Origin of the sequence: Streptococcus sp. SG2, assembly GCF_030439925.1 — a bacterium.
GTDB classification, from domain to species: Bacteria; Bacillota; Bacilli; order Lactobacillales; family Streptococcaceae; genus Streptococcus; species Streptococcus gordonii.
The window spans coordinates 1-22,544 of record NZ_JAQFJD010000003.1 but is presented as its reverse complement, the minus strand read 5'-3'; the positions used below and the strand labels follow the sequence as shown (position 1 = coordinate 22,544).

General features: G+C 39.3%; 16 protein-coding genes. 15 read left to right on the top strand and 1 reads right to left on the bottom strand.

Annotated features, from left to right (window positions below; genetic code table 11):
• The first annotated feature begins 1 nt into the window (after position 1).
• The 7 genes from mecA (at position 2) to sufB (ending at position 7,177) form a co-directional block, all read left to right on the top strand.
• On the top strand, positions 2-730 hold the full coding sequence (gene mecA / locus PCY09_RS07025; protein ID WP_082307404.1) for an adaptor protein MecA: 729 nt from the start codon (positions 2-4) through the stop codon (positions 728-730).
• Entirely contained in the window at positions 724-1,890 is a 1,167-nt protein-coding gene (locus PCY09_RS07020) for a glycosyltransferase family 4 protein (protein WP_082307405.1), read from the top strand. The genes mecA and PCY09_RS07020 overlap by 7 nt, the downstream gene beginning before the upstream one ends.
• A gap of 86 nt (positions 1,891-1,976) precedes the next feature.
• Entirely contained in the window at positions 1,977-2,747 is a 771-nt protein-coding gene (sufC, locus tag PCY09_RS07015) for a Fe-S cluster assembly ATPase SufC (protein WP_048775324.1), read from the top strand.
• Between the two features lie 41 nt (positions 2,748-2,788).
• Positions 2,789-4,051, top strand: coding sequence for a Fe-S cluster assembly protein SufD (gene sufD / locus PCY09_RS07010; RefSeq protein ID WP_061601881.1), 1,263 nt, complete (start codon positions 2,789-2,791; stop codon positions 4,049-4,051).
• 39 nt (positions 4,052-4,090) lie between these two features.
• Positions 4,091-5,323: a cysteine desulfurase gene (locus tag PCY09_RS07005; RefSeq protein ID WP_061601880.1), complete on the top strand. Its 1,233-nt coding sequence runs from the start codon at positions 4,091-4,093 to the stop codon at positions 5,321-5,323.
• Positions 5,310-5,747, top strand: coding sequence for a Fe-S cluster assembly sulfur transfer protein SufU (sufU, locus tag PCY09_RS07000; RefSeq protein ID WP_061582787.1), 438 nt, complete (start codon positions 5,310-5,312; stop codon positions 5,745-5,747). Before PCY09_RS07005 ends, sufU begins: the two co-directional genes overlap by 14 nt.
• A gap of 17 nt (positions 5,748-5,764) precedes the next feature.
• Complete coding sequence (sufB, locus tag PCY09_RS06995; RefSeq protein WP_008809630.1) at positions 5,765-7,177, top strand: Fe-S cluster assembly protein SufB; 1,413 nt, start codon at positions 5,765-5,767, stop codon at positions 7,175-7,177.
• A 407-nt stretch (positions 7,178-7,584) separates the two neighbouring features.
• Here sufB and pbp3 read toward each other — a convergent pair whose 3' ends face one another.
• The gene (gene pbp3, locus PCY09_RS06990) at positions 7,585-8,823 is read right to left on the bottom strand and encodes a D-alanyl-D-alanine carboxypeptidase PBP3 (RefSeq protein ID WP_061601879.1); all 1,239 of its coding nucleotides are present in this window, start codon (positions 8,821-8,823) and stop codon (positions 7,585-7,587) included.
• A gap of 291 nt (positions 8,824-9,114) precedes the next feature.
• Here pbp3 and PCY09_RS06985 point away from each other — a divergent pair, with 291 nt between their 5' ends.
• The 8 genes from PCY09_RS06985 (at position 9,115) to PCY09_RS06950 (ending at position 22,248) form a co-directional block, all read left to right on the top strand.
• Entirely contained in the window at positions 9,115-11,076 is a 1,962-nt protein-coding gene (locus PCY09_RS06985) for a peptide ABC transporter substrate-binding protein (RefSeq protein ID WP_045634050.1), read from the top strand.
• A 216-nt stretch (positions 11,077-11,292) separates the two neighbouring features.
• Positions 11,293-13,251 (top strand): peptide ABC transporter substrate-binding protein, encoded by a 1,959-nt coding sequence (locus PCY09_RS06980; RefSeq protein ID WP_125397158.1) that lies wholly within the window; start codon positions 11,293-11,295, stop codon positions 13,249-13,251.
• A 249-nt stretch (positions 13,252-13,500) separates the two neighbouring features.
• The gene (locus PCY09_RS06975; RefSeq protein WP_125397157.1) at positions 13,501-15,483 is read left to right on the top strand and encodes a peptide ABC transporter substrate-binding protein; all 1,983 of its coding nucleotides are present in this window, start codon (positions 13,501-13,503) and stop codon (positions 15,481-15,483) included.
• Between the two features lie 276 nt (positions 15,484-15,759).
• Positions 15,760-17,751, top strand: coding sequence for a peptide ABC transporter substrate-binding protein (locus tag PCY09_RS06970; protein ID WP_008809625.1), 1,992 nt, complete (start codon positions 15,760-15,762; stop codon positions 17,749-17,751).
• Between the two features lie 64 nt (positions 17,752-17,815).
• Positions 17,816-19,312, top strand: a complete 1,497-nt coding sequence (locus PCY09_RS06965; protein ID WP_061601875.1) for an ABC transporter permease — start codon at positions 17,816-17,818, stop codon at positions 19,310-19,312.
• Positions 19,312-20,238 carry an oligopeptide ABC transporter permease OppC gene (oppC, locus tag PCY09_RS06960; protein WP_008809623.1) on the top strand — a complete coding sequence of 309 codons (927 nt, stop codon included), beginning with the start codon at positions 19,312-19,314 and terminating at the stop codon, positions 20,236-20,238. Before PCY09_RS06965 ends, oppC begins: the two co-directional genes overlap by 1 nt.
• A gap of 8 nt (positions 20,239-20,246) precedes the next feature.
• Positions 20,247-21,314 (top strand): ABC transporter ATP-binding protein, encoded by a 1,068-nt coding sequence (locus PCY09_RS06955; protein WP_008809622.1) that lies wholly within the window; start codon positions 20,247-20,249, stop codon positions 21,312-21,314.
• Positions 21,315-21,324: 10 nt separating this feature from the next.
• Positions 21,325-22,248 carry an ATP-binding cassette domain-containing protein gene (locus PCY09_RS06950; RefSeq protein WP_061582793.1) on the top strand — a complete coding sequence of 308 codons (924 nt, stop codon included), beginning with the start codon at positions 21,325-21,327 and terminating at the stop codon, positions 22,246-22,248.
• Positions 22,249-22,544 lie beyond the last annotated feature (296 nt).

The window sequence follows — 22,544 nt, the reverse complement described above, 5'->3', positions numbered from 1 at the left end:
AATGGAAGTGAAGCAAATTAGTGAATCAACAATTAAGATCACAATTAAATTAGAAGATCTAGAAGAGCACGGCATGGAGATGGCAGATTTTCTGGTTCCTCAGGAAAAGACGGAGGAATTTTTCTATACCATTTTAGATGAACTCGAAATGCCAGAAAGCTTTTTAGATAGTGGAATGCTGAGTTTTCGGGTGACTCCAAAACCAGACAAATTAGACGTTTTTGTCACAAAATCTAAAGTAGATAAAAATTTGAATTTTGAAGATTTGGCTGACTTGCCTGATATGGACGAACTGTCTCAAATGACTCCGGATGAATTTCTAAAGACGCTTGAAAAAAACATCTTTGAAAAAAGCCGTGATGATATAGATGCTGTTCAAATGCTGGAAAAAGCAGAAGAGGAAGATGCATCTGAGCCAGAAGAAGGGCAAGAACAAGATCGCTATATTTATTATATCTTGCGTTTTTCTGACTTGAAAAATCTGATCGCTTTCACCAAGACTATCCACTATCCAGTTGATACATCAGAGCTATACAAGATGGATCAGCATTACTATTTGACTATTCTAGTAGATATTGAAGGTCGTCCGAGTCGTTATCCTGCTTGGCTTCTGGCAACAATGCGTGAACATGCTGAGGATACAGATACGACGAGAGCCCTTCTTCAAGAGCACGGTCACTTGTTGATTGTAACAGATGCTGTGCAACATCTTCAAAAGGTAAACTGCTGATGGTTACATTTCCTTTGAAATTTATTATGGTCTTGCTGGGCACCTTTTTTATTGGTATCTTGTTAACGCCTCTGGTTCGCATTTTGGCCTTTAAAATTGATGCAGTTGACTATCCTAATGCCCGACGAATTAATAAAAAGCCTATGCCTAGTGCAGGTGGCCTAGCGGTCGTTATAGCTTTTTCGATCACAAGTTTAATCATGATGCCAACTATTGTGCAGGTGACTTTTCGTGGAGAAACTTATTTCGATTATATTTGGCCAGTTGCCCTAGGAGGTGGAGTGGTAGCCTTAACAGGTCTGATTGACGATGTAAAAGAGTTGTCTCCTTTACCTAAGCTACTTGGAATTGTTGTTGCTGCTTCTTTGATTTGGCTCTTGACGGATTTTCGCTTAAATGACTTTAAAATTCCTTTCGGTGGTCCTCATCTCTTTTTCCCTCCTTGGTTATCCTTTATTTTAACCTTGATTTGGATTGTATCTATTACAAATGCGGTGAATCTTATGGATGGGTTAGATGGTTTGGTTAGCGGTGTATCAATAATCTCCTTGCTGACAATGGGAGTTGTATCTTATTTCTTCCTGCCTGACCATAACTTATTCTTAACCCTGACAATTTTTGTCTTAGTAGCTTCGATTGCAGGTTTCTTCCCTTATAACTATCATCCAGCGATTATATACGGTGGAGATACTGGAGCCCTCTTTATTGGGTTTATGATTTCGGTTCTGTCCTTACAAGGTTTGAAAAATGCAACGGCTGTTGCTGTGGTGACGCCTATGATTATTTTGGGTGTGCCGATTGCGGATACATTTTTGGCTATTGTACGTCGGACTTTATCAGGTCAAAAATTCTATCAACCTGACCGCAACCACTTGCATCACCGTTTACTTTCTTTGGGCTTGACTCATAGAGGAACGGTTTTGGTGATTTATGGGATTTCGTTGATTTTTGCTACAATCTCTCTATTGCTCAATATTTCAAGTCGAGTTGGTGGTGTACTTCTGGTTATTGGTTTGCTTTTTGGAGTAGAGTTGCTTGCAGAATTGATTGAAATTTTAGGACCAAACCGTACACCGCTTTTAAAAATTATGCGGTATATTGGAAACTCTTCTTATAGAGAAGAAGTGCGTCGACGTTGGAAGAATAAAGAACATAAATAAGAACAATTCTAATCAAAATAAAAGCCTTTTGGGCTTTTTTTTGCTATACTAATGAGTGGAATACGATAAAGAAAGGAAAGGACACAATGTCTGTATTAGAAATCAAAGATCTTCATGTTGAAATTGAAGGAAAAGAAATTCTCAAGGGGGTTAACCTTACCTTGAAAACAGGAGAAGTGGCTGCTATTATGGGACCAAATGGTACAGGTAAATCCACTCTTTCTGCTGCTATTATGGGTAATCCCAATTACGAAGTTACCCAAGGAGAAATCCTCTTTGACGGAGTTAACATTTTAGAATTGGAAGTAGACGAGCGTGCTCGTATGGGGCTCTTCCTTGCGATGCAGTATCCTAGTGAAATTCCTGGTATTACTAATGCCGAGTTTCTCCGTGCAGCTATGAATGCTGGCAAAGAAGACGAAGAGAAAATCTCTGTTCGCGACTTTATCATGAAGCTGGATGAAAAGATGGAGTTGCTTAACATGAAAGAAGAAATGGCTGAGCGCTATCTCAATGAAGGATTCTCTGGTGGAGAAAAGAAACGCAATGAAATCCTACAGTTACTTATGTTAGAGCCAACTTTTGCGCTCTTGGATGAGATTGACTCTGGTCTGGATATTGATGCTCTTAAGGTTGTGTCTAAAGGGGTTAATGCCATGCGCGGTGAAGGTTTTGGTGCTATGATTATCACCCACTACCAGCGTTTGCTTAACTACATCACTCCAGATAAAGTTCATGTTATGATGGAGGGCAAGGTTGTTCTTTCTGGCGGTCCTGAATTGGCAGTACGCTTGGAAAAAGAAGGTTATGCTAAGTTGGCTGAAGAATTGGGCTTCAACTATACCGAAGAAGTCTAGTCAAACGTTCTTTTGACTTTGATAAAAGATAGGAGAATGACATGACTAAAGAATTAATTCAAGAATTTTCACAGTTGCACGCAGAGCCAGAATGGTTGGCTAATCTCCGTCAGATGGCTTTTGACAAGATTGATCAACTGGATTTGCCTATTATTGAACGGGTTAAATTTCACCGTTGGAATCTGGGCGACGGCCGTATTTCAGAGAGCGATCCATTGACCAATGTGCCAGATTTCACGGCTCTTGGAGACAATCTTAAATTTATCCAAATGGGAACCCAAACTGTCCTTGAGCAATTTCCGGCTGACTTGGAGACGCAAGGTGTGATCTTCACAGATTTCCACTCTGCCTTGGAAGAGATTCCAGAGTTGGTAGAAAAGCACTTTATGTCTGCGGTCAAGTATGACGAGGACAAATTGGCGGCTTACCATACGGCTTATTTCAATAGTGGCGCGGTTCTTTATGTACCTGACAATGTTGAGATTGACCAGCCAATTGAAGGAATTTTTTATCAGGATAGCGAAAGCGATGTTCCTTTTAACAAGCATATTTTAATTATTGCAGGCAAACATTCTAAGGTTAACTACTTGGAACGCTTGGAAACTTACGGTGAAGGATCTGTTCCTGCAACAGCTAATATCACAGTAGAAGTCATTGCTCAGGCTGGTGCTCAGATTAAGTTTTCGGCTATTGATCGTTTGGGCGAAAATGTAACGGCTTATATCAGTCGTCGTGGCAAGCTGGACAATGATGCTATGATTGACTGGGCCATCGGTGTTATGAACGAAGGTAATGTCGTAGCGGACTTCGATAGTGACTTATATGGCAAGGGTAGCCATGCGGATATGAAGGTAGTGGCTCTCTCAAGTGGCAAGCAAGTTCAGGGAATTGACACCCGCGTAACTAACTATGGCTGCAACTCTATCGGAAATATCCTGCAACACGGGGTTATCCTGGAAAAAGGAACCCTGACCTTCAATGGTATCGGCCATATTATCAAAGGGGCAAAGGGAGCAGACGCCCAGCAGGAAAGCCGGGTTCTCATGCTGTCTGATCAAGCTCGCTCAGATGCTAATCCAATTCTCTTGATTGACGAGAACGATGTGACGGCTGGTCACGCAGCTTCTATCGGCCAGGTGGATCCAGAAGATATGTATTACCTCATGAGTCGGGGTCTTGATAAGGCAACGGCAGAGCGCTTGGTCGTACGTGGTTTCTTAGGCTCAGTGATTGTAGAAATCCCTGTTAAAGAAGTCCGTGATGAAATGATTGAAAATATCGATATTATTCTCGCAAAAAGATAAAAAGCTGGGCCTTGGCCCGTGTAGTAGATAGGAGTCTTTATGTCTGGATTTAATGCAGAAGCAATCAAGCAAGATTTTCCCATTTTGGACCAAATTGTCAATGATGAGCCTTTGGTTTATTTGGACAATGCGGCGACAACCCAGAAACCCACGCGGGTGCTAGCGGCTATCGAGAACTACTATCTTAGAGACAATGCCAACGTCCACCGTGGTGTGCATACGCTGGCCGAGCGGGCGACGACAGCTTATGAAGTAGCCAGAGAAAGAGTTCGTTCTTTTATCAATGCAGCTTCTAGCAGAGAAGTCCTCTTTACACGAGGGACCACAACGAGTCTCAATTGGGTGGCTCGGTTTGCGGCTGAAAGGCTGCAACCTGGTGATGAAGTGCTGATTTCGATTATGGAGCACCATTCCAATGTCATTCCCTGGCAGGAAGCTTGTAGGAAGACTGGAGCCAAGCTGGTCTATGTCTATCTCAAAAATGGTGCTCTGGATATGGAAGATTTCCGTGCCAAGCTCAATGAGCGGACAAAGTTTGTCTCTCTGGCTCATGCTTCTAATGTCCTTGGGGTCATCAATCCCATCAAGGAGATTGCCCAGCTGGTTCATCAGCAAGGAGCGCTTTTGGTGGTGGACGGGGCTCAATCTACTCCACACATGAAGATTGATGTACAGGATTTGGATGTAGATTTCTTCGCCTTTTCGGGACATAAGATGGCAGGCCCAACTGGTATCGGGGTTCTCTATGGTAAGGAAGAACTGCTAGAGCAGATGTCGCCAGTCGAGTACGGCGGCGAAATGATTGATTTTGTCTATGAGCAGGAAGCGACTTGGAAGGAGCTTCCGTGGAAGTTTGAGGCTGGAACGCCGAATATGGCAGGAGCAATCGGTCTTGCAGCGGCTATTGATTATTTGGAAGACTTGGGCATGGATGCTATTACTCAGCATGAGCAGGATCTGATTGCCTATGTATTTCCTAAACTTCAGGCAGTGGAAGGCTTGACCATATATGGCTCTCAAGATTTGGCTCAGCGCTCCGGCGTGATTGCCTTTAACCTGGATGGTCTTCATCCGCATGATGTCGCGACGGCTCTAGACTACGAAGGAGTAGCTGTTCGGGCGGGGCACCATTGTGCTCAGCCCCTACTCACCTATCTGCAGGTGCCAGCGACTGTGCGGGCTAGCTTTTATATCTACAATACCTATGCAGATTGTGACAAGCTGGTAGATGCTTTAGAAAAGACAAAGGAGTTTTTCAATGGCGCTTTCTAAGTTAGACAGTCTTTACAAGGCGGTTGTGACCGACCACTCGGCTCACCCCCATCATCATGGTAAGCTGGAAGATGTAGAGCAGGTAGTTCTCAATAACCCAACCTGTGGCGATGTTATCAGCTTGTCTGTGAAGTTTAATGATAAAGATGAGATTGAGGATGTTGCTTTTGTTAATTCCGGCTGTACTATCTCAACGGCTTCGGCTAGCATGATGACGGATGCGGTTCTGGGCAAGACAAAAGAGCAGGCGCTGGAATTAGCAGAAGTCTTCTCGCAAATGGTTCAGGGCCAGGAAGACAGTCGCCAGAAAGAATTGGGAGATGGAGCCTTTTTAGCTGGCGTTGCCAAATTCCCGCAGCGAATTAAGTGTGCTACCTTGGGTTGGAATGCCCTCAAGCGAGCAATTGAAGAAGATAAAAAGTAAGAATGTGAAAGGAAATTATGTCAGAAGAAAGAGTAGAACCAAAACCGATTGATCTCGGTGAGTACAAGTTTGGTTTCCATGATGATGTCGAACCTGTCCTCTCAACAGGAAAAGGGCTGAATGAAGCGGTCATTCGTGAGCTTTCAGCTGCAAAGGATGAACCAGAATGGATGCTGGATTTCCGCCTCAAATCCTACGAGGCTTTCAAGAAGATGCCGATGCAGACTTGGGGGCCGGATTTGTCAGAGATTAACTTTGATGACTTGATTTATTACCAAAAGGCGTCTGATAAGCCGGCTAGAAGTTGGGATGAAGTGCCTGAGAAGATTAAGGAAACCTTTGAGAAGATTGGGATCCCAGAAGCGGAGAGAGCCTACCTCGCTGGTGCGGCAGCCCAGTATGAGTCTGAAGTGGTTTATCATAATATGAAGGAAGAGTTCCAAAAGCTAGGCATCGTCTTTACGGATACCGACTCAGCTCTTAAGGAATACCCTGAGCTTTTCAAGCAATATTTTGCTAAGCTGGTTCCTCCGACAGATAACAAGTTGGCAGCCCTCAACTCCGCCGTCTGGTCTGGTGGTACTTTCATCTATGTTCCAAAAGGTGTCAAAGTGGATATTCCGCTACAAACCTACTTCCGAATTAACAATGAGAATTCTGGTCAGTTTGAGCGGACTTTGATCATCGTCGATGAGGGTGCTAGTGTTCATTATGTAGAAGGGTGTACAGCTCCGACATACTCTAGTAATAGTCTTCATGCGGCTATTGTTGAAATTTTTGCCCTTGATGGTGCCTATATGCGCTACACAACTATCCAAAACTGGTCAGATAATGTCTACAACCTCGTGACCAAGCGGGCGCGGGCTATGAAAGATGCGACCGTTGAGTGGATTGATGGGAACCTCGGTGCGAAAACGACTATGAAATATCCATCTGTCTATTTGGACGGACCTGGTGCGCGTGGAACCATGCTTTCCATTGCCTTTGCCAATACCAATCAGCATCAAGATACAGGGGCTAAAATGATCCACAATGCACCTCATACCAGCTCCTCTATCGTGTCTAAGTCTATTGCTAAGGGCGGAGGTAAGGTAGACTACCGTGGTCAAGTAACCTTTGCTAAAAATTCTAAGAAATCTGTCAGTCATATCGAGTGTGATACGATTATCATGGATGATCTTTCGGCTTCGGATACCATTCCCTTTAATGAAATTCACAATTCTCAGGTTGCTCTGGAGCATGAGGCCAAGGTTTCTAAGATTTCAGAAGAACAACTCTACTATCTCATGAGCCGTGGTTTGTCCGAATCCGAAGCAACAGAAATGATTGTCATGGGTTTTGTTGAGCCATTCACCAAAGAACTGCCTATGGAATATGCTGTTGAGCTGAATCGCTTGATCAGCTATGAAATGGAAGGGTCAGTTGGATAAAACCTGTGGAGCAAGAGTAAATTATTTTTACAACAAAGATTGTTCCTCTTGTTTCTAAACTTAGGTTTAGAAGACTATTTAGGTTTTTTGTTAAAGAATCTTTTGAATATGAAAAAGCCAGGCTGAGATAAAACTATCTCAGCCTTTTTTAGTGTGGATGAAGTGTGTGCTTTTAAAAATCAGCAGGGTGGGAATGAACAATTAAGCTAATAGAAATTGTTCATGTATTTCTTCTGGCTCTGTCTTGTGGTGGATTGAGCGACTAAGAAGTTCTAGTAGTTACTTTGTCCCCTTTAAGATTTGGTGATGTTTAAGTTGCAGTTTAGAATAAAATAAGAAGTGAAAACATCGCTTCAATTGATTTTTTTATTCAAAAAAACATCAGGAAGTTTTCCTTCCTGATGTTTCTATAATTTTTTATTAACATATTCTACAAAGTTATTCCACCAGACTTTCAAGAAAAAGCCTTGCGCAACTTCCTTTTCCGTTTCCATTGTAATGCTGGGTTGTTCTTTTAAGTAGCCCTTTCCAATTAAATCAGTGTCTTTGTAGCTTAAAGTTCCTATTGGTGTATGAGCAGCGAGAGGAGCTTTGAACTCCTGTTTATTTTTTTTGAAAGTGACTTTTGGTTCTGAGTCACTCCCGATTCTCTGGATAATATTCAAATCATTTGATGCAACAACCTTGATTTGATCTTCGCTTCCGTTAATGATTGGAATGTGACTGTCTTCATAAGGGGTTCCCTTTTCGGCTAGTGTAGTTACTACGAAGTTATTAGCGATATAGTCCATGATGCTAGCAGTGGCTAGGAAAAGAGCTTTTATATCTTCTTCAGCATTTTCGACATTTAAAACGACTGTAATGAGTCGCATATCTCTTTCATTGGCAGAAGCGATGAAGGAGAGGCCGCCTTGGTCGGAGATACCTGTCTTTAATCCATCCACTCCCTTACGATAAGAGGGCATATCTTTTAACATATAATTCGAACTATTGACTTCTAATCCGTCAAAGTTGAAGCTAGTCTTTTCGGTAATATTTAAAACTTGCGGATAATCTTTAATGAGATGATAAGATATAAGAGCCATATCATAGGCGCTTAGCTGATTTTCTTCATCTTTTTTGGAATTGGGATAGATATTATCTCCGAGATGAGAGTTGTTTAAACCAGTTGAATTGACAATTTTTGCGTCAGAAATTCCCCATTCTTTTAGTTTGGCTTTCATAAGATCGACAAACTTTTTTTCGCTTCCAGCAATTTTTTCAGCTAGGGCGATAGTAGCGCTGTTAGCATTGGCGATAAGAGACGCTTCTAATAATTCTTCGACAGAGTAGCTTCCTTTGTCTAGAGGGAGGTTGCTGATGTCGTAATTAGTTGTCAGCTTTAGAGCATATTCGGAAATTTCAACCTGGCTGTCCATAGTAATTTTCTCAGCTTTTATGGCATCATAGACCAGATAGGCTGATAGCAGTTTGGTCAGACTTCCTATTGGTACAGGGGTAGTAGCCTCTTTTTCATAGAGAATTTTTCCAGTATTTACGTCAAAAGCGATAGCATTTTTGGCGGCAACATCAAAGTCATCTGCGGAAACAAGAGGACAGAAGCTGCAAAATAAACAAGTAAATAAAAGTACTATAATTTTTTTCATATCTCTTCCTTTGAGTAAGGTTAATCCTATTGTACCATAAAAATAGCTGTTGTAGAGGTTTGCCTTCTTTGAAAAAAAGTATTATGAATAAATATACTTTGTGAATATGAACGTTTTTTTAATGATCATTTTACATTATTTTTATTTTAAACAAAAAGACGAACAAAAGTGAATGTGTAGGCGTTCGTGGAACAAAAAACAATATAATGCTTAAATTTTTTTAAAAAAATACTTGTTTTTATAAAATAATAGAGTATAATAATACAAATAACATTAAAAGGAGATGCACCAATGAAACCAGTGAAAAAATTAGCTGTTTTAGGGCTTACGCTTGCTTCTGTTTTTACCTTAGCAGCATGTGGAAATTCTAACTCAGGGGCTTCAAAGACTTATTCTTATGTCTATTCAACAGACCCAGATACCTTGGATTATACAAATACTAATCGTTCAACTACGTCTGATGTTATTGCAAACTTAGTGGATGGACTATTAGAAAATGATAGATACGGAAATCTTGTGCCATCTCTGGCAGAAGATTGGACAGTGTCGAAAGATGGTTTGACTTATACATATAAGCTTCGGAAGGGTGCTAAATGGTATACTTCTGAGGGTGAAGAATATGCAGAAGTCAAAGCGCAGGACTTTGTTACTGGTTTGAAGCACGCGGCTGACAGCAATTCAGATGCGTTGCCGATTGTTCAAAGCTCTATCAAAGGTTTGGATGCTTATGTAAAAGGTGAAAGTAAGGATTTCTCAACAGTTGGAGTTAAGGCGATTGACGATTATACAGTCCAATATACACTCAATCAGCCAGAAAGTTATTGGAATTCTAAAACCACAATGGGTATTCTTTTCCCAATTAACGAAGAATTTTTAAAATCATCTGGTAAAGATTTCGGTACTGTAAAACCTTCAGGAATTCTCTATAACGGTCCATATTTCCTGAAGTCCTTCACATCTAAATCATCTATTGAATATACAAAAAATGACAACTATTGGGATAAGGGCAACGTGAAAATTTCAGACGTCAAGTTGACTTACTTTGATGGTTCTGATCAAGAGGCGCTTGTTCGTAACTTTAAAGATGGTACATACACACAAGCTCGTTTGTATCCAAATAGTTCAAGTTATGCTTCAGTACAAAAACAATACAAAGACAATATTGTATACTCTCCTCAAGATGCAACATCATTCTTTTACGCCTTTAACTACAACCGTAAAGCCTACAATTTTACAGCCAAGACAACAGATGCTCAAAAGACATCTACAACAGCTGCTCTCTTAAATAAAGATTTCCGTCAGGCTATCAACTTCGCTTTCAATCGGACAGTTTATGGAGCTCAGCAAAACGGTCAAGAGGGAGCAACTAGCTCACTTAGAAATAGCTTAGTACCGCCAACATTCGTTCAGATTGGTGAAAAGAACTTCGGAGACATAGTTGAAAAAGATTTGGTGAGCTATGGTGATGAGTGGAAGGGTGTTAAGTTGGACGATGCTCAGGATGGACTCTTTAATGTTGAGAAAGCTAAGGCAGAATTTGCCAAAGCAAAAGAAGCTCTCCAAGCACAAGGTGTTGAATTCCCAATTCACTTAGATCTTCCTGTTGAACAAACAAACAACCTCTTGGTACAGCAGGCTAATTCATTTAAACAATCAGTTGAAGAAGCCCTTGGTAAAGATAATGTTGTTATTGATGTACAGCAAATGTCTACAGAAAATAAAAATAATGTAACGTACTTTGCGGAGACTGCGGCTCAAAAAGACTACGATGTCAACATTGCTGGTTGGGGTCCTGACTTCCAAGATCCATCAACTTATTTGAATATTTTTGATCCAGATAAAGGAGATATGCTCCAAAATATCGGTTTGGAAAAAGGACAAAATGCTGATTTAGCAGACAAACTGGGCTTGAATGAATTTAAGAAATTAAATGAAGAGGCAGATTCTGAAAAACAAGATACAACTGCTCGCTATACAAAATATGCAGCAGCTCAAGCTTGGTTAACAGATAGCTCTTTGGTCATTCCGATTCAATCAAACGGTGGTAGTCCGCTTGTTATGAAGGCAGTTCCGTTCACAAAACCTTACTCTCTGGTTGGTATCAAAGGTGATGCTTACGTCTTTAAGTACAGAGAAGTTCAAAATGACATTGTAACGGCGAAAGACTACAAAGCCGCTGAGAAAAAATGGAAGAAAGAAAAAGAAAAATCAAATGCCAAAGCTCAAGAAGAATTGGCTGATCATGTTAAATAGACCTAAGGCTCTACATCTTTGTGATGTAGAGTTTTTTGCTCATATGTAATGTTTTCTGACATGAAAAATGAAAAAATAGTCAATTTTTACTTAAAACGATTTATTTTTTCAGGGAAATAGGGTATAATGGACAAAATGGTAAAAAACTAGAGTGATATTTCAGAGAAAACCTCTCATGGATGATTTGAATATCTCTTATTTTGAAAGGAGTATTTCATGAATAAGAAAAAAAGATTTGTTGGAGTTGGACTTGCAGTTTTATCTTCTGTGATTTTAGCTGCTTGTAGTTCAACAGCATCTAATACAAAGGTGTATTCTTATGTATATAGTAATGATCCAGATTCTTTGGACTATGTAGTTGCTAATCGTGCTACCACTTCAGATGTGACTGGAAATCTGATTGATGGTTTGCTTGAAAATGATAAGTATGGGAATTTGATTCCGTCTCTTGCTGAAGATTGGACCGTATCTAAGGATGGTTTGACCTATACTTACAAGCTTCGAAAAGATGCTAAGTGGTATACCTCAGATGGCGAAGAGTATGCTGAGGTAAAAGCTCAAGATTTTGTGACAGGATTGAAGCACGCAGCCGATGGCAAATCTGAAGCTCTTTACCTTGTTCAAAATTCTATCAAAGGATTGGATGCCTATATCAAAGGGGAAACTAAAGACTTTTCTACTGTAGGTGTAAAAGCACTGGATGATTATACAGTACAGTATACTTTGAATAAGCCAGAAAGTTACTGGAATTCGAAGACGACTAGTGGTATCTTATTCCCGATAAATGCTGATTTCTTAGCTTCCCAAGGAAATAGTTTTGGCTCAGCTAAACCGTCTAGTATTTTGTACAATGGTCCTTATATTTTGAAGTCTTTAACGGCAAAATCTTCTATTGAATATAAGAAAAACGAAAATTATTGGGATAAAGAAAATGTTCCCATTGAAGATGTAAAACTATCTTATTATGATGGATCCGATCAAGAATCCTTAGTTCGTAATTTTAGCGATGGTGCTTATACCCTGGCTCGTGTATTCCCAAATAGTTCAAACTATGCCTCTGTTAAAAAGAAATATGCGGATAATATTACTTATTCTCAACAAGGTGGAACTTCATTTTTCTATGTCTTTAATGTGAATCGTCAGTCTTATAATCATACTTCTAAGAAAGATGACAAGCAAAAATCAGATACCAAGGCTGCTATTTTAAACAAAGATTTCCGTCAGGCAGTCGGTTTTGCTTTTGACCGAAAAGCTTACGCAGCTCAAACGAATGGTGAAGACGGCGCATCAATGGTCTTGCGTAATCTTGCAGTACCACCGACATTCGTGCAGATTAGGGATCGGAATTTTGGAGATGTCGTGAAAGAAAAACTAGCGAGCTACGGTCAAGAGTGGTCTGATGTCAAGTTAGAGGATGCTCAAGACGGTCTATATAATGCTGAAAAAGCTAAAACAGAGTTTGCAAAAGCTAAAGAAGCACTGCAGGCTCAAGGTGTGAATTTCCCAATTCATCTAGATTTGCCAGTGAGTCAGTCTGATAAGGCTGGAATTCAACAAGCTAGTTCCTTTAAGCAGTCTGTTGAGTCAGCTCTAGGAAAAGATAATGTAGTAGTTGATCTCCAGCAAATGTCCGAAGATGACTTTAATAATACGGGTTATTTCGCCAACTCGGCTGCTCAAAAAGATTATGATCTTTCAACCAGTGGTTGGACTCCTGATTATCAAGATCCTTCTACGTATTTAGATGTTTTTGATCCTACAAATGGTGGATTGCTACAAGCGATTGGAATTGAACCGGGTCAAAATCAAGATGTTGTGTCAGCTCTAGGATTAAATGATTATAAAGCTCTGAATGACGATGCAAATAAGGAAACGTCTGATACGAGCGTGCGTTATGAAAAATATGCAAATTCTCAAGCTTGGTTGACAGATAGTGGATTGACCCTTCCAAGCATCTCAAACGGTGCCAATCCGCTGGTTCAAAAATCAGTTCCATTTACTAGAGCTTACTCTTGGATTGGAAGCAAGGGGACTGCTACAAATTATAAATACATGCAACTTCAAGAGGATGTTTTGACATCTAAGGATTATGAGAAGGCATTTAAAACCTGGATGAAAGAAAAAGAATCATCTAATGAAAAAGCTCAAAAAGAGTTAGAAAAACATGTAAAATAAAAACAACCCTAACGAGGAGGCAAAATAGCTTTCTCGTTTTTTGTAAGCTTGAGATTATCAGGTCTTAAGTGTTGGCTTTGCTTGGTTTGATCAGCTCTTTTGGCTGATTTTACAGACAACCTCCAATATGCTATAACCAGCTATAAAAAATAATTATAACAATATAGATTTTTTTTGATAAAAAGGTTTTCATTTCTATTTGAGAAGTGTTATAATCTAAGATAAATCTAACCTAAATAGGAGAATGTTATGAAAAAACGTAATGTTTTAGCCATGGCTGGTGTTACTTTACTTGCTGTTGGTGTCTTAGCTGCCTGCTCTAGTTCTAAGTCTGGATCATCAAACACAAATACTAATTTTACTTATGTTTATCAAACAGACCCAGAAACTTTGGACTATACCTTGTCTGGTAAGACCTCTACCCATGATATCACATCGAATGTCATTGACGGTTTGTTGGAAAATGACCAATATGGTAATCTTGTTCCTTCTATCGCGGAGGACTGGAGTGTATCTAAGGATGGCCTGACTTACACTTACAAATTGCGTAAGAACGCAAAATGGTACACATCTGATGGTGAAGAGTATGCAGATGTGACTGCTAAGGACTTTGTGACAGGTTTGAAACATGCTGTAGATAAGAAGTCAGAAGCTCTTTACATGGTAGAAAATTCTATCAAAGGATTGGCTGCTTATGCAAAAGGGGAAACAAAGGACTTCTCAACGGTAGGAATTAAAGCTGTCGATGATCATACTTTGCAATTTACCTTAGAACATCCAGAAAGCTTCTGGAATTCTAAATTAACAATGGGTATCTTATTCCCTGTTAATGAAGAGTTCTTGAAATCTAAAGGTGACAAGTTCGGTCAAGCTACAGATCCATCAAGTATCCTTTATAATGGACCATTCTTGTTGAAAAGCGTAACTTCGAAGTCCTCTATCGAGTTTGCGAAAAATCCAAACTATTGGGATAAGGACAATGTTCATGTAGACAATGTTAAATTAGCTTTCTATGATGGGCAAGACCAAGAATCCTTAATTCGTGGTTTTAAAGATGGCTCTTATAGTAAGGCGCGTGTTTATCCTCGTAGTTCAAACTATGCGTCTGTAGAGAAAGAGTATAAAGACAATATTATCTTTAGTCCTCAAGGATCATCCTCCTTTGTAGTTTTCACAAACATTGATCGCCAAAGTTACAATCATACCTCTAAATCGACAGATGCACAAAAAACATCTACTAAAAAAGCTATCTTAAACAAAGATTTCCGTCAGGCTTTGAACTTTGCTTATGACCGTAAGGCCTATTCTGACCAAGTGAACGGTGAGGAAGGAGCTCTTAAATCTGTTCGTAATCTCTATGTCCCACCAACATTTGTTCAAGTTGGTGATAAGAATTTTGGAGATGTCGTAAAAGAAGATGTTGTTAAATACGGTGATGAGTGGAAAGATGTTGATTTCTCAGATGCGACTAACGGTCTCTACAATCCAGAGAAAGCAAAAGCAGAATTCTCCAAAGCAAAAGAAGCCCTTCAAGCAGAAGGTGTAGAATTCCCAATTCATCTGGATATTCCAGCGATCCAAACCAACACTCTTGGCGTTAAACGTGTTCAATCAATGAAACAGTCTATTGAAAAGAGTTTGGGGACAGACAATGTTGTAGTTGATATTCAAATGCTATCTCAAGAAGATGTTCAGAACATCACTTACTACGCTCCAAATGCAGCTGCTTTGGATTGGGATATCACAGACCAACTTGGCTGGACTCCTGACTTCCAAGATCCGTCATCCTACTTAGAGATTCTACACCCAGAAACAGGTGATAACACGAAGTCTTTCCTTGGATTTGAAGCTGGTAGTGGAAATGCTGCTGCTAAACAAATCGGCATGGATGAATTTGGAAAATTGTTGGATGAAGCTGCTGCTGAAAAGACAGATACAACGAAACGCTACGAAAAATATGCAGCTGCTCAAGCTTGGTTGACAGATAGTTCAATTCTACTCCCAAGTGGTTCTAACGGTGGTGGAGCAGGCGTTACTAAAGTTGTTCCATTCACAACTCCATTTGGTTGGACTGGTAACAAATCGGATGGATCTGTTCTCTACAAATACATCAAGCTTCAAGATAAACCAGTAACGAAGAAAGAGTATCAAGAAGCTGAGAAGAAATGGATTAAAGAAAAAGAAGAATCCAACAAAAAAGCTCAAGAAGAACTTGAGAAACATATAAAATAATGTAACCCCCCCTATCTCAATGAGAGATAGGGGTGTTTTAGTAATTAAGTGAGAAGAAGGATAGTTGTTTTTTTAGAACGAAAAGAGAATAATAAGACCCGTTGTTTTTGAAATCGTCAATATTTCACAAGTTGAATATCCTATAGGAACCATTGTATTTGTGGGCTATGTAGGTCAATATCACAAAATATTCTGACAATTCTGGTTTACATTTAAATTATTATGTGATATAATCTTAGACAAAACTAAATTTGAAATTGAAATGGAGAATATACGATGAAGAAAGGTAAAATCCTTGCACTTGCGGGAGTTGCTCTCTTGGCTACTGGCGTTCTTGCAGCGTGCTCAAATTCTACATCAAACTCATCAAACTCATCAAGCTCTGGCGCAGATCAAGCTTTTAACTATATCTACGAAGTTGATCCAGAAAACTTGAATTATTTGATCTCTAGTAAAGCAGCAACAACTGACCTTACAGCTAACTTGATTGATGGTCTTTTGGAAAATGACAACTATGGAAACTTGGTTCCATCGATGGCTGAAGATTGGACAGTGTCTAAGGATGGCTTGACTTATACTTATAAACTTCGTAAGGATGCTAAATGGTATACTTCTGATGGTGAAGAATATGCTGATGTCAAGGCACAAGACTTTGTGGCAGGTCTAAAGTACGCTGCTGACAACAAGTCTGAAACTCTTTATCTTGTTCAAAGTTCTATCAAGGGCTTGGATGACTACGTTAATGGTAAAACAAAGGATTTCTCATCAGTTGGTGTTAAAGCAGTTGATGACCACACAGTTCAATATACTTTAAATGAGCCAGAAAGTTTCTGGAACTCTAAAACAACAATGGGTATCCTTTATCCAGTCAATGAAGAGTTCTTGAAGTCTAAAGGCGACAAGTTTGCTCAAGCTGCTGACCCAACTAGTCTTCTATACAACGGGCCATTCCTACTAAAATCTATCACATCTAAATCATCTATTGAATTTGCTAAAAATCCAAATTATTGGGATAAAGATAATGTCCATGTGAGCGATGTTAAATTAACATACTTTGACGGGCAAGATCAAGGTAAACCAGCTGAGCAATTTGCTAAAGGTGCTCTAAGTGCGGCTAGACTGGCTCCTACAAGTGCTACCTTCTCTAAAGTAGAAAAAGAATTCAAAGATAATATCGTTTATACTCCTCAAGATTCTTCAAGCTATTTAGTTGGGGTGAACATTGATCGTCAAGCGTACAATCACACAGCTAAGTCAAGTGATGCACAAAAATCATCAACAAAGAAAGCTTTGATGAATAAAGATTTCCGTCAAGCTTTGAGTTTTGCATTCGACAGAACGGCTTATGCTTCACAAGTTAACGGTAAAGAAGGGGCTACGAAAATGCTCCGCAATCTCTACATTCCACCTACTTTTGTTCAGGCAGATGGTAAGAGCTTCGGTGAACTTGTGAAAGAAAAAGTGGCTAGCTATGGAGATGAGTGGAAAGATGTAAACTTCGACGATGCTCAAGATGGTCTTTACAATAAAGAAAAAGCTAAAGCTGAATTTGCGAAAGCTAAAAAAGCTCTCCAAGAAGAAGGTGTAGAATTCCCTATTCATTTGGATATGCCAGTAGACCAAACTGCTAGTGCTAAAGTTCAGCGTGTTCAATCTTTGAAACAATCAATTGAGAGCTCGCTTGGGACAGACAATGTGGTTGTTGACATTCATCAAATGAAGACTGATGATGTTTTGAACATCACATATTATGCTGCTTCAGCTGCTGAAGAAGACTGGGATATTTCTGATAATGTTGGTTGGTCTCCTGACTATCAAGATCCATCAACTTATCTTGAAATTATCAAGCCTGGCGGTGAAAATACCAAGACATTCTTAGGCTTTGATGGTAAAGAAAATGCAGCTGCAGACCAAGTTGGTTTGAAGGAGTATGCTAAGCTAGTTGATGAAGCTGCCGCTGAAAAGACAGATGTAAATAAACGCTATGAAAAATATGCAGCTGCTCAAGCATGGCTAACAGATAGCGCCTTGTTGATACCAACAACAAGTAGAACTGGACGTCCAGTTTTAACTAAGATTGTACCATTTACAGCTCCTTTTGCTTGGTCTGGTGCTAAAGGTCGTGACATGGCAAGTTACAAATATCTGAAATTACAAGATAAAGCTGTCACAGCCAAAGAATATCAGAAAGCTCAAGAAAAATGGAATAAAGAACGTGCAGAATCTAATAAAAAAGCACAAGAAGAGTTAGAAAAACACGTGAAATAACCAATCATTAGAACTTTCTCTAAAAGGAGAGAAAGTTCTTTTGGGATTTTAAAGGAAACGATAAATGAAGAAATATATATTTATGCGTATCTTACGCTCCCTGGTGTCGATTTTCTTAGTAACGGCTTTGACCTATACCATTATTTATACAATGGTGCCAAGAAAATTGATTTTTAAACAGGACCCTAACTATAACAAGATAGCAACCACAAAAGATAAAAAAGCTAATTACGAAAACACAATCTATGAACGTATGGGCTATGTGGATTATTATGATACGAAAGAGTTACAGGAGAAAGCTAGCAAGGAAGATAGCTCTGTAACGGTTGAAGGAACTGATGCAAACAAAAAAATCTACGAAGCTTATATCAAAAAATTAGGTAATGGCTGGAAGCTTCACCAATTTGAAGAAAGCAAGCAGTTTTATGCTGTTCGTGAGGTGCCAGTTCTGGAACGTGTTCTTGGCTTCTATGGGAATTTAATTCAATTTGACCATACTGGTTTTGTCAAAGATGAAACGAATCCAAAACTTAAACGTTATATTCGTATTGAAAACGACCCTGCTATTGGTTGGTCTGTAGTTGGATCAGGGACTAAGCATAAATATTTACTATACTTTAATGGTCAATTTCCGTTTGTTCATCAAAATTTTGTGACCTTGAACCTAGGAAATTCTTACCCAACTTATGCAAATATTCCTGTGTTACAGGTTATTTCACAAGGACAAGGACAAACAAAGTCAGCTGAAGTTCAATTCCCTACAGGAAAGAAAATTTCATCAGTTAATATCTATTCACGAACTTACAAGTCACCAAGTAAAGCTGATTCGCGAGATATTGCTAACTATGGAAAAGATGATCCATATACAGCTACAGAGAGCAACTATCAATATCCATCCATGCTTGTTAGCTCAGCAATTATTGGTTTGATTGGTATTGCGATCTCTTATCTGATTGCTGTCCCATTAGGATCTTACATGGCTCGCTTCAAAAACACTTGGATTGATAGTTCATTAACAGGTCTCTTGACCTTCCTTTTGGCCCTACCAACAATTGCCTTGGTTTATATTATTCGCTTAGGTGGTTCTTCGGTTGGTCTTCCAGATTCTTTCCCAGTTCTTGGTGCAGGAGACTGGCGTTCATATGTTCTTCCGGCAGTAATTCTGGGACTTTTGGGTGCGCCAAGCACAGCTATCTGGATTCGTCGTTATATGATTGACTTGCAATCCCAAGACTTTGTACGTTTTGCCCGTGCTAAAGGATTATCTGAAAAAGAAATTTCAAATAAACACATTTTCAAAAATGCCATGGTTCCATTGGTATCAGGAATTCCAGGGGCTGTTATTGGAGTTATTCAAGGGGCAACCTTGACAGAGACTGTCTTCGCTTTCCCTGGTATGGGTAAAATGTTGATCGACTCAGTTAAAGCTTCAAATAATTCTATGGTAGTCGGATTGGTCTTCATTTTCACTGGTTTATCAGTCTTTGCCTTACTCTTAGGTGATATTTTGATGACAATGCTTGACCCACGTATTAAATTAACAACAAAAGGAGGTAAATAATGGCTTCTATTGATAAAAATAAATTCCAATTTGTCAAACGCGATGATTTTGCCTCTGAAGCAATTGATGCTCCAGCCTATTCATACTGGAGATCTGTTATTCGTCAATTTCTGAAAAAGAAATCTACCATTATTATGTTGGCGATTTTGTTAACCATTATTTTAATGAGTTTTATTTACCCAATGTTGTCTGACTTTGATTATAACGATGTAAGTAAAGTTAATGACTTTAGTGCTCGTTATATTGCGCCAAATGGGAAATATTGGTTTGGTACAGATAGCAATGGTAAATCTCTTTTTGATGGAGTATGGTTTGGTGCTCGTAATTCTATCTTGATTTCCGTTATTGCGACAGCCATTAACTTGATCATTGGGATTGTTGTTGGTGGTATTTGGGGGATTTCCAAATCAGTTGACCGTGTTATGATGGAAGTCTATAACGTTATCTCAAATATTCCGCAATTGTTGATCGTTATTGTTTTGACTTATTCAATCGGGGCCGGATTCTGGAATCTAATCTTTGCCATGACGATTACTTCATGGATTTCGATTGCTTACTTAATTCGTGTACAAATCATGCGGTACCGTGATTTAGAGTACAACCTTGCCAGCCGTACTTTGGGAACGTCTACTTTTAAAATTGTTGCTCGAAACATTATGCCACAATTGGTATCTGTTATCATGACGACTAGCTCTCAAATGCTGCCAAGCTTTATCTCTTATGAAGCCTTCCTTTCTTTCTTTGGTTTGGGGCTTCCAGTCACTGTGCCAAGTTTAGGGCGTTTGATTTCTGACTATTCACAAAACGTTACAACTAATGCTTACCTTTTCTGGATTCCATTGACAACCTTGATTTTGGTATCCTTGTCCCTTTTCATCGTCGGACAAAATTTAGCGGATGCTAGTGATCCACGTACACATAGATAGGAGTAAATATGATACAAAATAAAAATGTAATATTGACTGCTCGCGATATTGTCGTGGAATTTGACGTTCGTGATAAAGTCCTGACAGCTATTCGTGGTGTTTCCCTTGATTTGGTTGAAGGGGAAGTATTAGCTTTGGTAGGAGAATCCGGATCAGGTAAGTCTGTGTTGACTAAAACATTCACTGGGATGTTGGAAGATAATGGGCGCGTTGCGCAAGGTGTTATTAACTACCGTGGTCAAGATTTGACAACTTTAAAATCAAATAAAGATTGGGAAAAAATTCGTGGTGCTAAGATCGCTACGATTTTCCAAGATCCTATGACTAGTTTGGATCCAATCAATACAATAGGAAGCCAAATTACTGAAGTTATTATCAAACACCAAGGCAAAGATGCAAAAGAAGCCAAAGAAATGGCAATCGACTATATGAAAAAAGTTGGAATACCTGATGCAGAACGTCGGTTTGAAGAGTATCCTTTCCAATATTCTGGAGGAATGCGCCAACGTATTGTTATCGCGATTGCTCTTGCCTGTCGTCCAGATATTCTAATTTGTGATGAGCCAACAACAGCTTTGGATGTGACAATTCAAGCACAAATTATCGAACTTTTGAAATCATTGCAGAACGAATACCGCTTTACAACTATATTTATCACTCATGACTTGGGTGTTGTTGCTAGTATTGCCGATAAAGTAGCGGTTATGTATGCTGGTGAGATTGTTGAATACGGGACGGTTGAAGAAATTTTTTACGATCCACGCCATCCTTATACATGGAGCTTGTTATCTAGCTTGCCACAGTTGGCCAATGATCATGGTGAACTCTTCTCTATCCCAGGAACTCCTCCGTCTCTTTATACCGAGTTGAAAGGTGATGCCTTTGCTCTTCGTTCGGATTACGCTATGCAAATTGATTTCGAAGAAAAAGCACCACAATTCCAAGTCACAGAAACTCACTGGGCTAAAACTTGGTTGCTTCATGAAGATGCACCAAAGGTTCACAAGCCTGAAATTATTGAAAACTTACATGATAAAATTCGCTTGAATATGGGCTTTGCTCATTTAGAAGGCTAGGAGGAAGGAAATGTCTGAAAAATTAGTAGAAGTTAAAGATTTGGAGATTTCCTTTGGTGAAGGGAAGAAGAAATTTGTCGCTGTTAAAAATGCAAATTTCTTTATTAATAGAGGTGAAACTTTCTCGCTCGTTGGCGAATCAGGTTCAGGAAAGACTACTATCGGTCGTGCAATCATTGGTTTGAATGAGACGAGTAAAGGTGAAATCTTCTTTGATGGTAAGCAGATTAATGGGAAGAAGTCTAGAAAAGAATCTTCGGAAATTATTCGTAAGATTCAAATGATATTCCAGGATCCTGCTGCGAGCTTAAACGAGCGTGCAACAGTTGACTATATCATTTCTGAGGGCTTGTACAACTATCATTTGTTTGAAAATGAAGAAGAAAGAGTTCAAAAGGTTAAAGATATTATTCATGAAGTTGGATTGCTTTCCGAACATTTGACACGTTATCCGCATGAATTCTCGGGTGGGCAACGTCAACGTATTGGGATAGCGCGGGCTCTAGTCATGCAGCCAGATTTCGTTATTGCTGATGAACCAATTTCAGCTTTGGATGTATCTGTTCGTGCTCAAGTGCTAAACCTTCTAAAGAAATTCCAAAAAGAGCTAGGGTTGACCTACCTATTCATCGCTCACGATTTGTCAGTGGTACGCTTCATTTCGGATCGTATCGCAGTTATCTATAAAGGTGTTATTGTTGAGGTTGCTGAAACAGAAGAGCTCTTTAACAATCCAATTCATCCTTATACCAAATCGTTATTATCAGCTGTTCCAATTCCAGATCCAATCTTAGAACGTAAAAAAGTACTTAAAGTCTACGATCCGGATCAACATGACTATTCAGTTGAAAAACCTGAAATGGTTGAAATTAAACCTGGCCACTTTGTTTGGGCTAACAAAACTGAAGTAGAGAACTATAAAAAAGAACTCTAATATCTAAAAACAAATCATTCTTGAAGATGATTTGTTTTTCTTTTGCTAAAAAATACATCAAAGAGTATGTGAAAAGCATTTTTAAATTCATTATAAAAATAAATTTGTGACAAATACACCCCAATGTCCGCAACAGTTTGGATCTTTGATAGATTAATAGGTGAGGAGGAATCCTCTAAAACCAAAAGAAAGGACTAGTCAATGAAGTTTGAGGACGTATACAAACAAGTTGAAGGGATAGTCAAGCGCTGTTATAAAGATTATTATCTGCACTTATGGGAGTATGCAGATTGGAG

What these genes read in the sequence shown, in the direction of transcription:
- pbp3 (WP_061601879.1), bottom strand. Translation starts at nt 8,823, where the DNA reads ATGAAAAAAATTATAGTACTTTTATTTACTTGTTTATTTTGCAGCTTC.
- PCY09_RS06980 (WP_125397158.1), top strand. Translation starts at nt 11,293, where the DNA reads ATGAATAAGAAAAAAAGATTTGTTGGAGTTGGACTTGCAGTTTTATCT.
- mecA (WP_082307404.1), top strand. Translation starts at nt 2, where the DNA reads ATGGAAGTGAAGCAAATTAGTGAATCAACAATTAAGATCACAATTAAA.
- PCY09_RS06955 (WP_008809622.1), top strand. Translation starts at nt 20,247, where the DNA reads ATGATACAAAATAAAAATGTAATATTGACTGCTCGCGATATTGTCGTG.
- oppC (WP_008809623.1), top strand. Translation starts at nt 19,312, where the DNA reads ATGGCTTCTATTGATAAAAATAAATTCCAATTTGTCAAACGCGATGAT.
- PCY09_RS07005 (WP_061601880.1), top strand. Translation starts at nt 4,091, where the DNA reads ATGTCTGGATTTAATGCAGAAGCAATCAAGCAAGATTTTCCCATTTTG.
- sufD (WP_061601881.1), top strand. Translation starts at nt 2,789, where the DNA reads ATGACTAAAGAATTAATTCAAGAATTTTCACAGTTGCACGCAGAGCCA.
- sufU (WP_061582787.1), top strand. Translation starts at nt 5,310, where the DNA reads ATGGCGCTTTCTAAGTTAGACAGTCTTTACAAGGCGGTTGTGACCGAC.
- PCY09_RS06975 (WP_125397157.1), top strand. Translation starts at nt 13,501, where the DNA reads ATGAAAAAACGTAATGTTTTAGCCATGGCTGGTGTTACTTTACTTGCT.
- PCY09_RS06970 (WP_008809625.1), top strand. Translation starts at nt 15,760, where the DNA reads ATGAAGAAAGGTAAAATCCTTGCACTTGCGGGAGTTGCTCTCTTGGCT.
- sufC (WP_048775324.1), top strand. Translation starts at nt 1,977, where the DNA reads ATGTCTGTATTAGAAATCAAAGATCTTCATGTTGAAATTGAAGGAAAA.
- PCY09_RS06965 (WP_061601875.1), top strand. Translation starts at nt 17,816, where the DNA reads ATGAAGAAATATATATTTATGCGTATCTTACGCTCCCTGGTGTCGATT.
- PCY09_RS06950 (WP_061582793.1), top strand. Translation starts at nt 21,325, where the DNA reads ATGTCTGAAAAATTAGTAGAAGTTAAAGATTTGGAGATTTCCTTTGGT.
- sufB (WP_008809630.1), top strand. Translation starts at nt 5,765, where the DNA reads ATGTCAGAAGAAAGAGTAGAACCAAAACCGATTGATCTCGGTGAGTAC.
- PCY09_RS06985 (WP_045634050.1), top strand. Translation starts at nt 9,115, where the DNA reads ATGAAACCAGTGAAAAAATTAGCTGTTTTAGGGCTTACGCTTGCTTCT.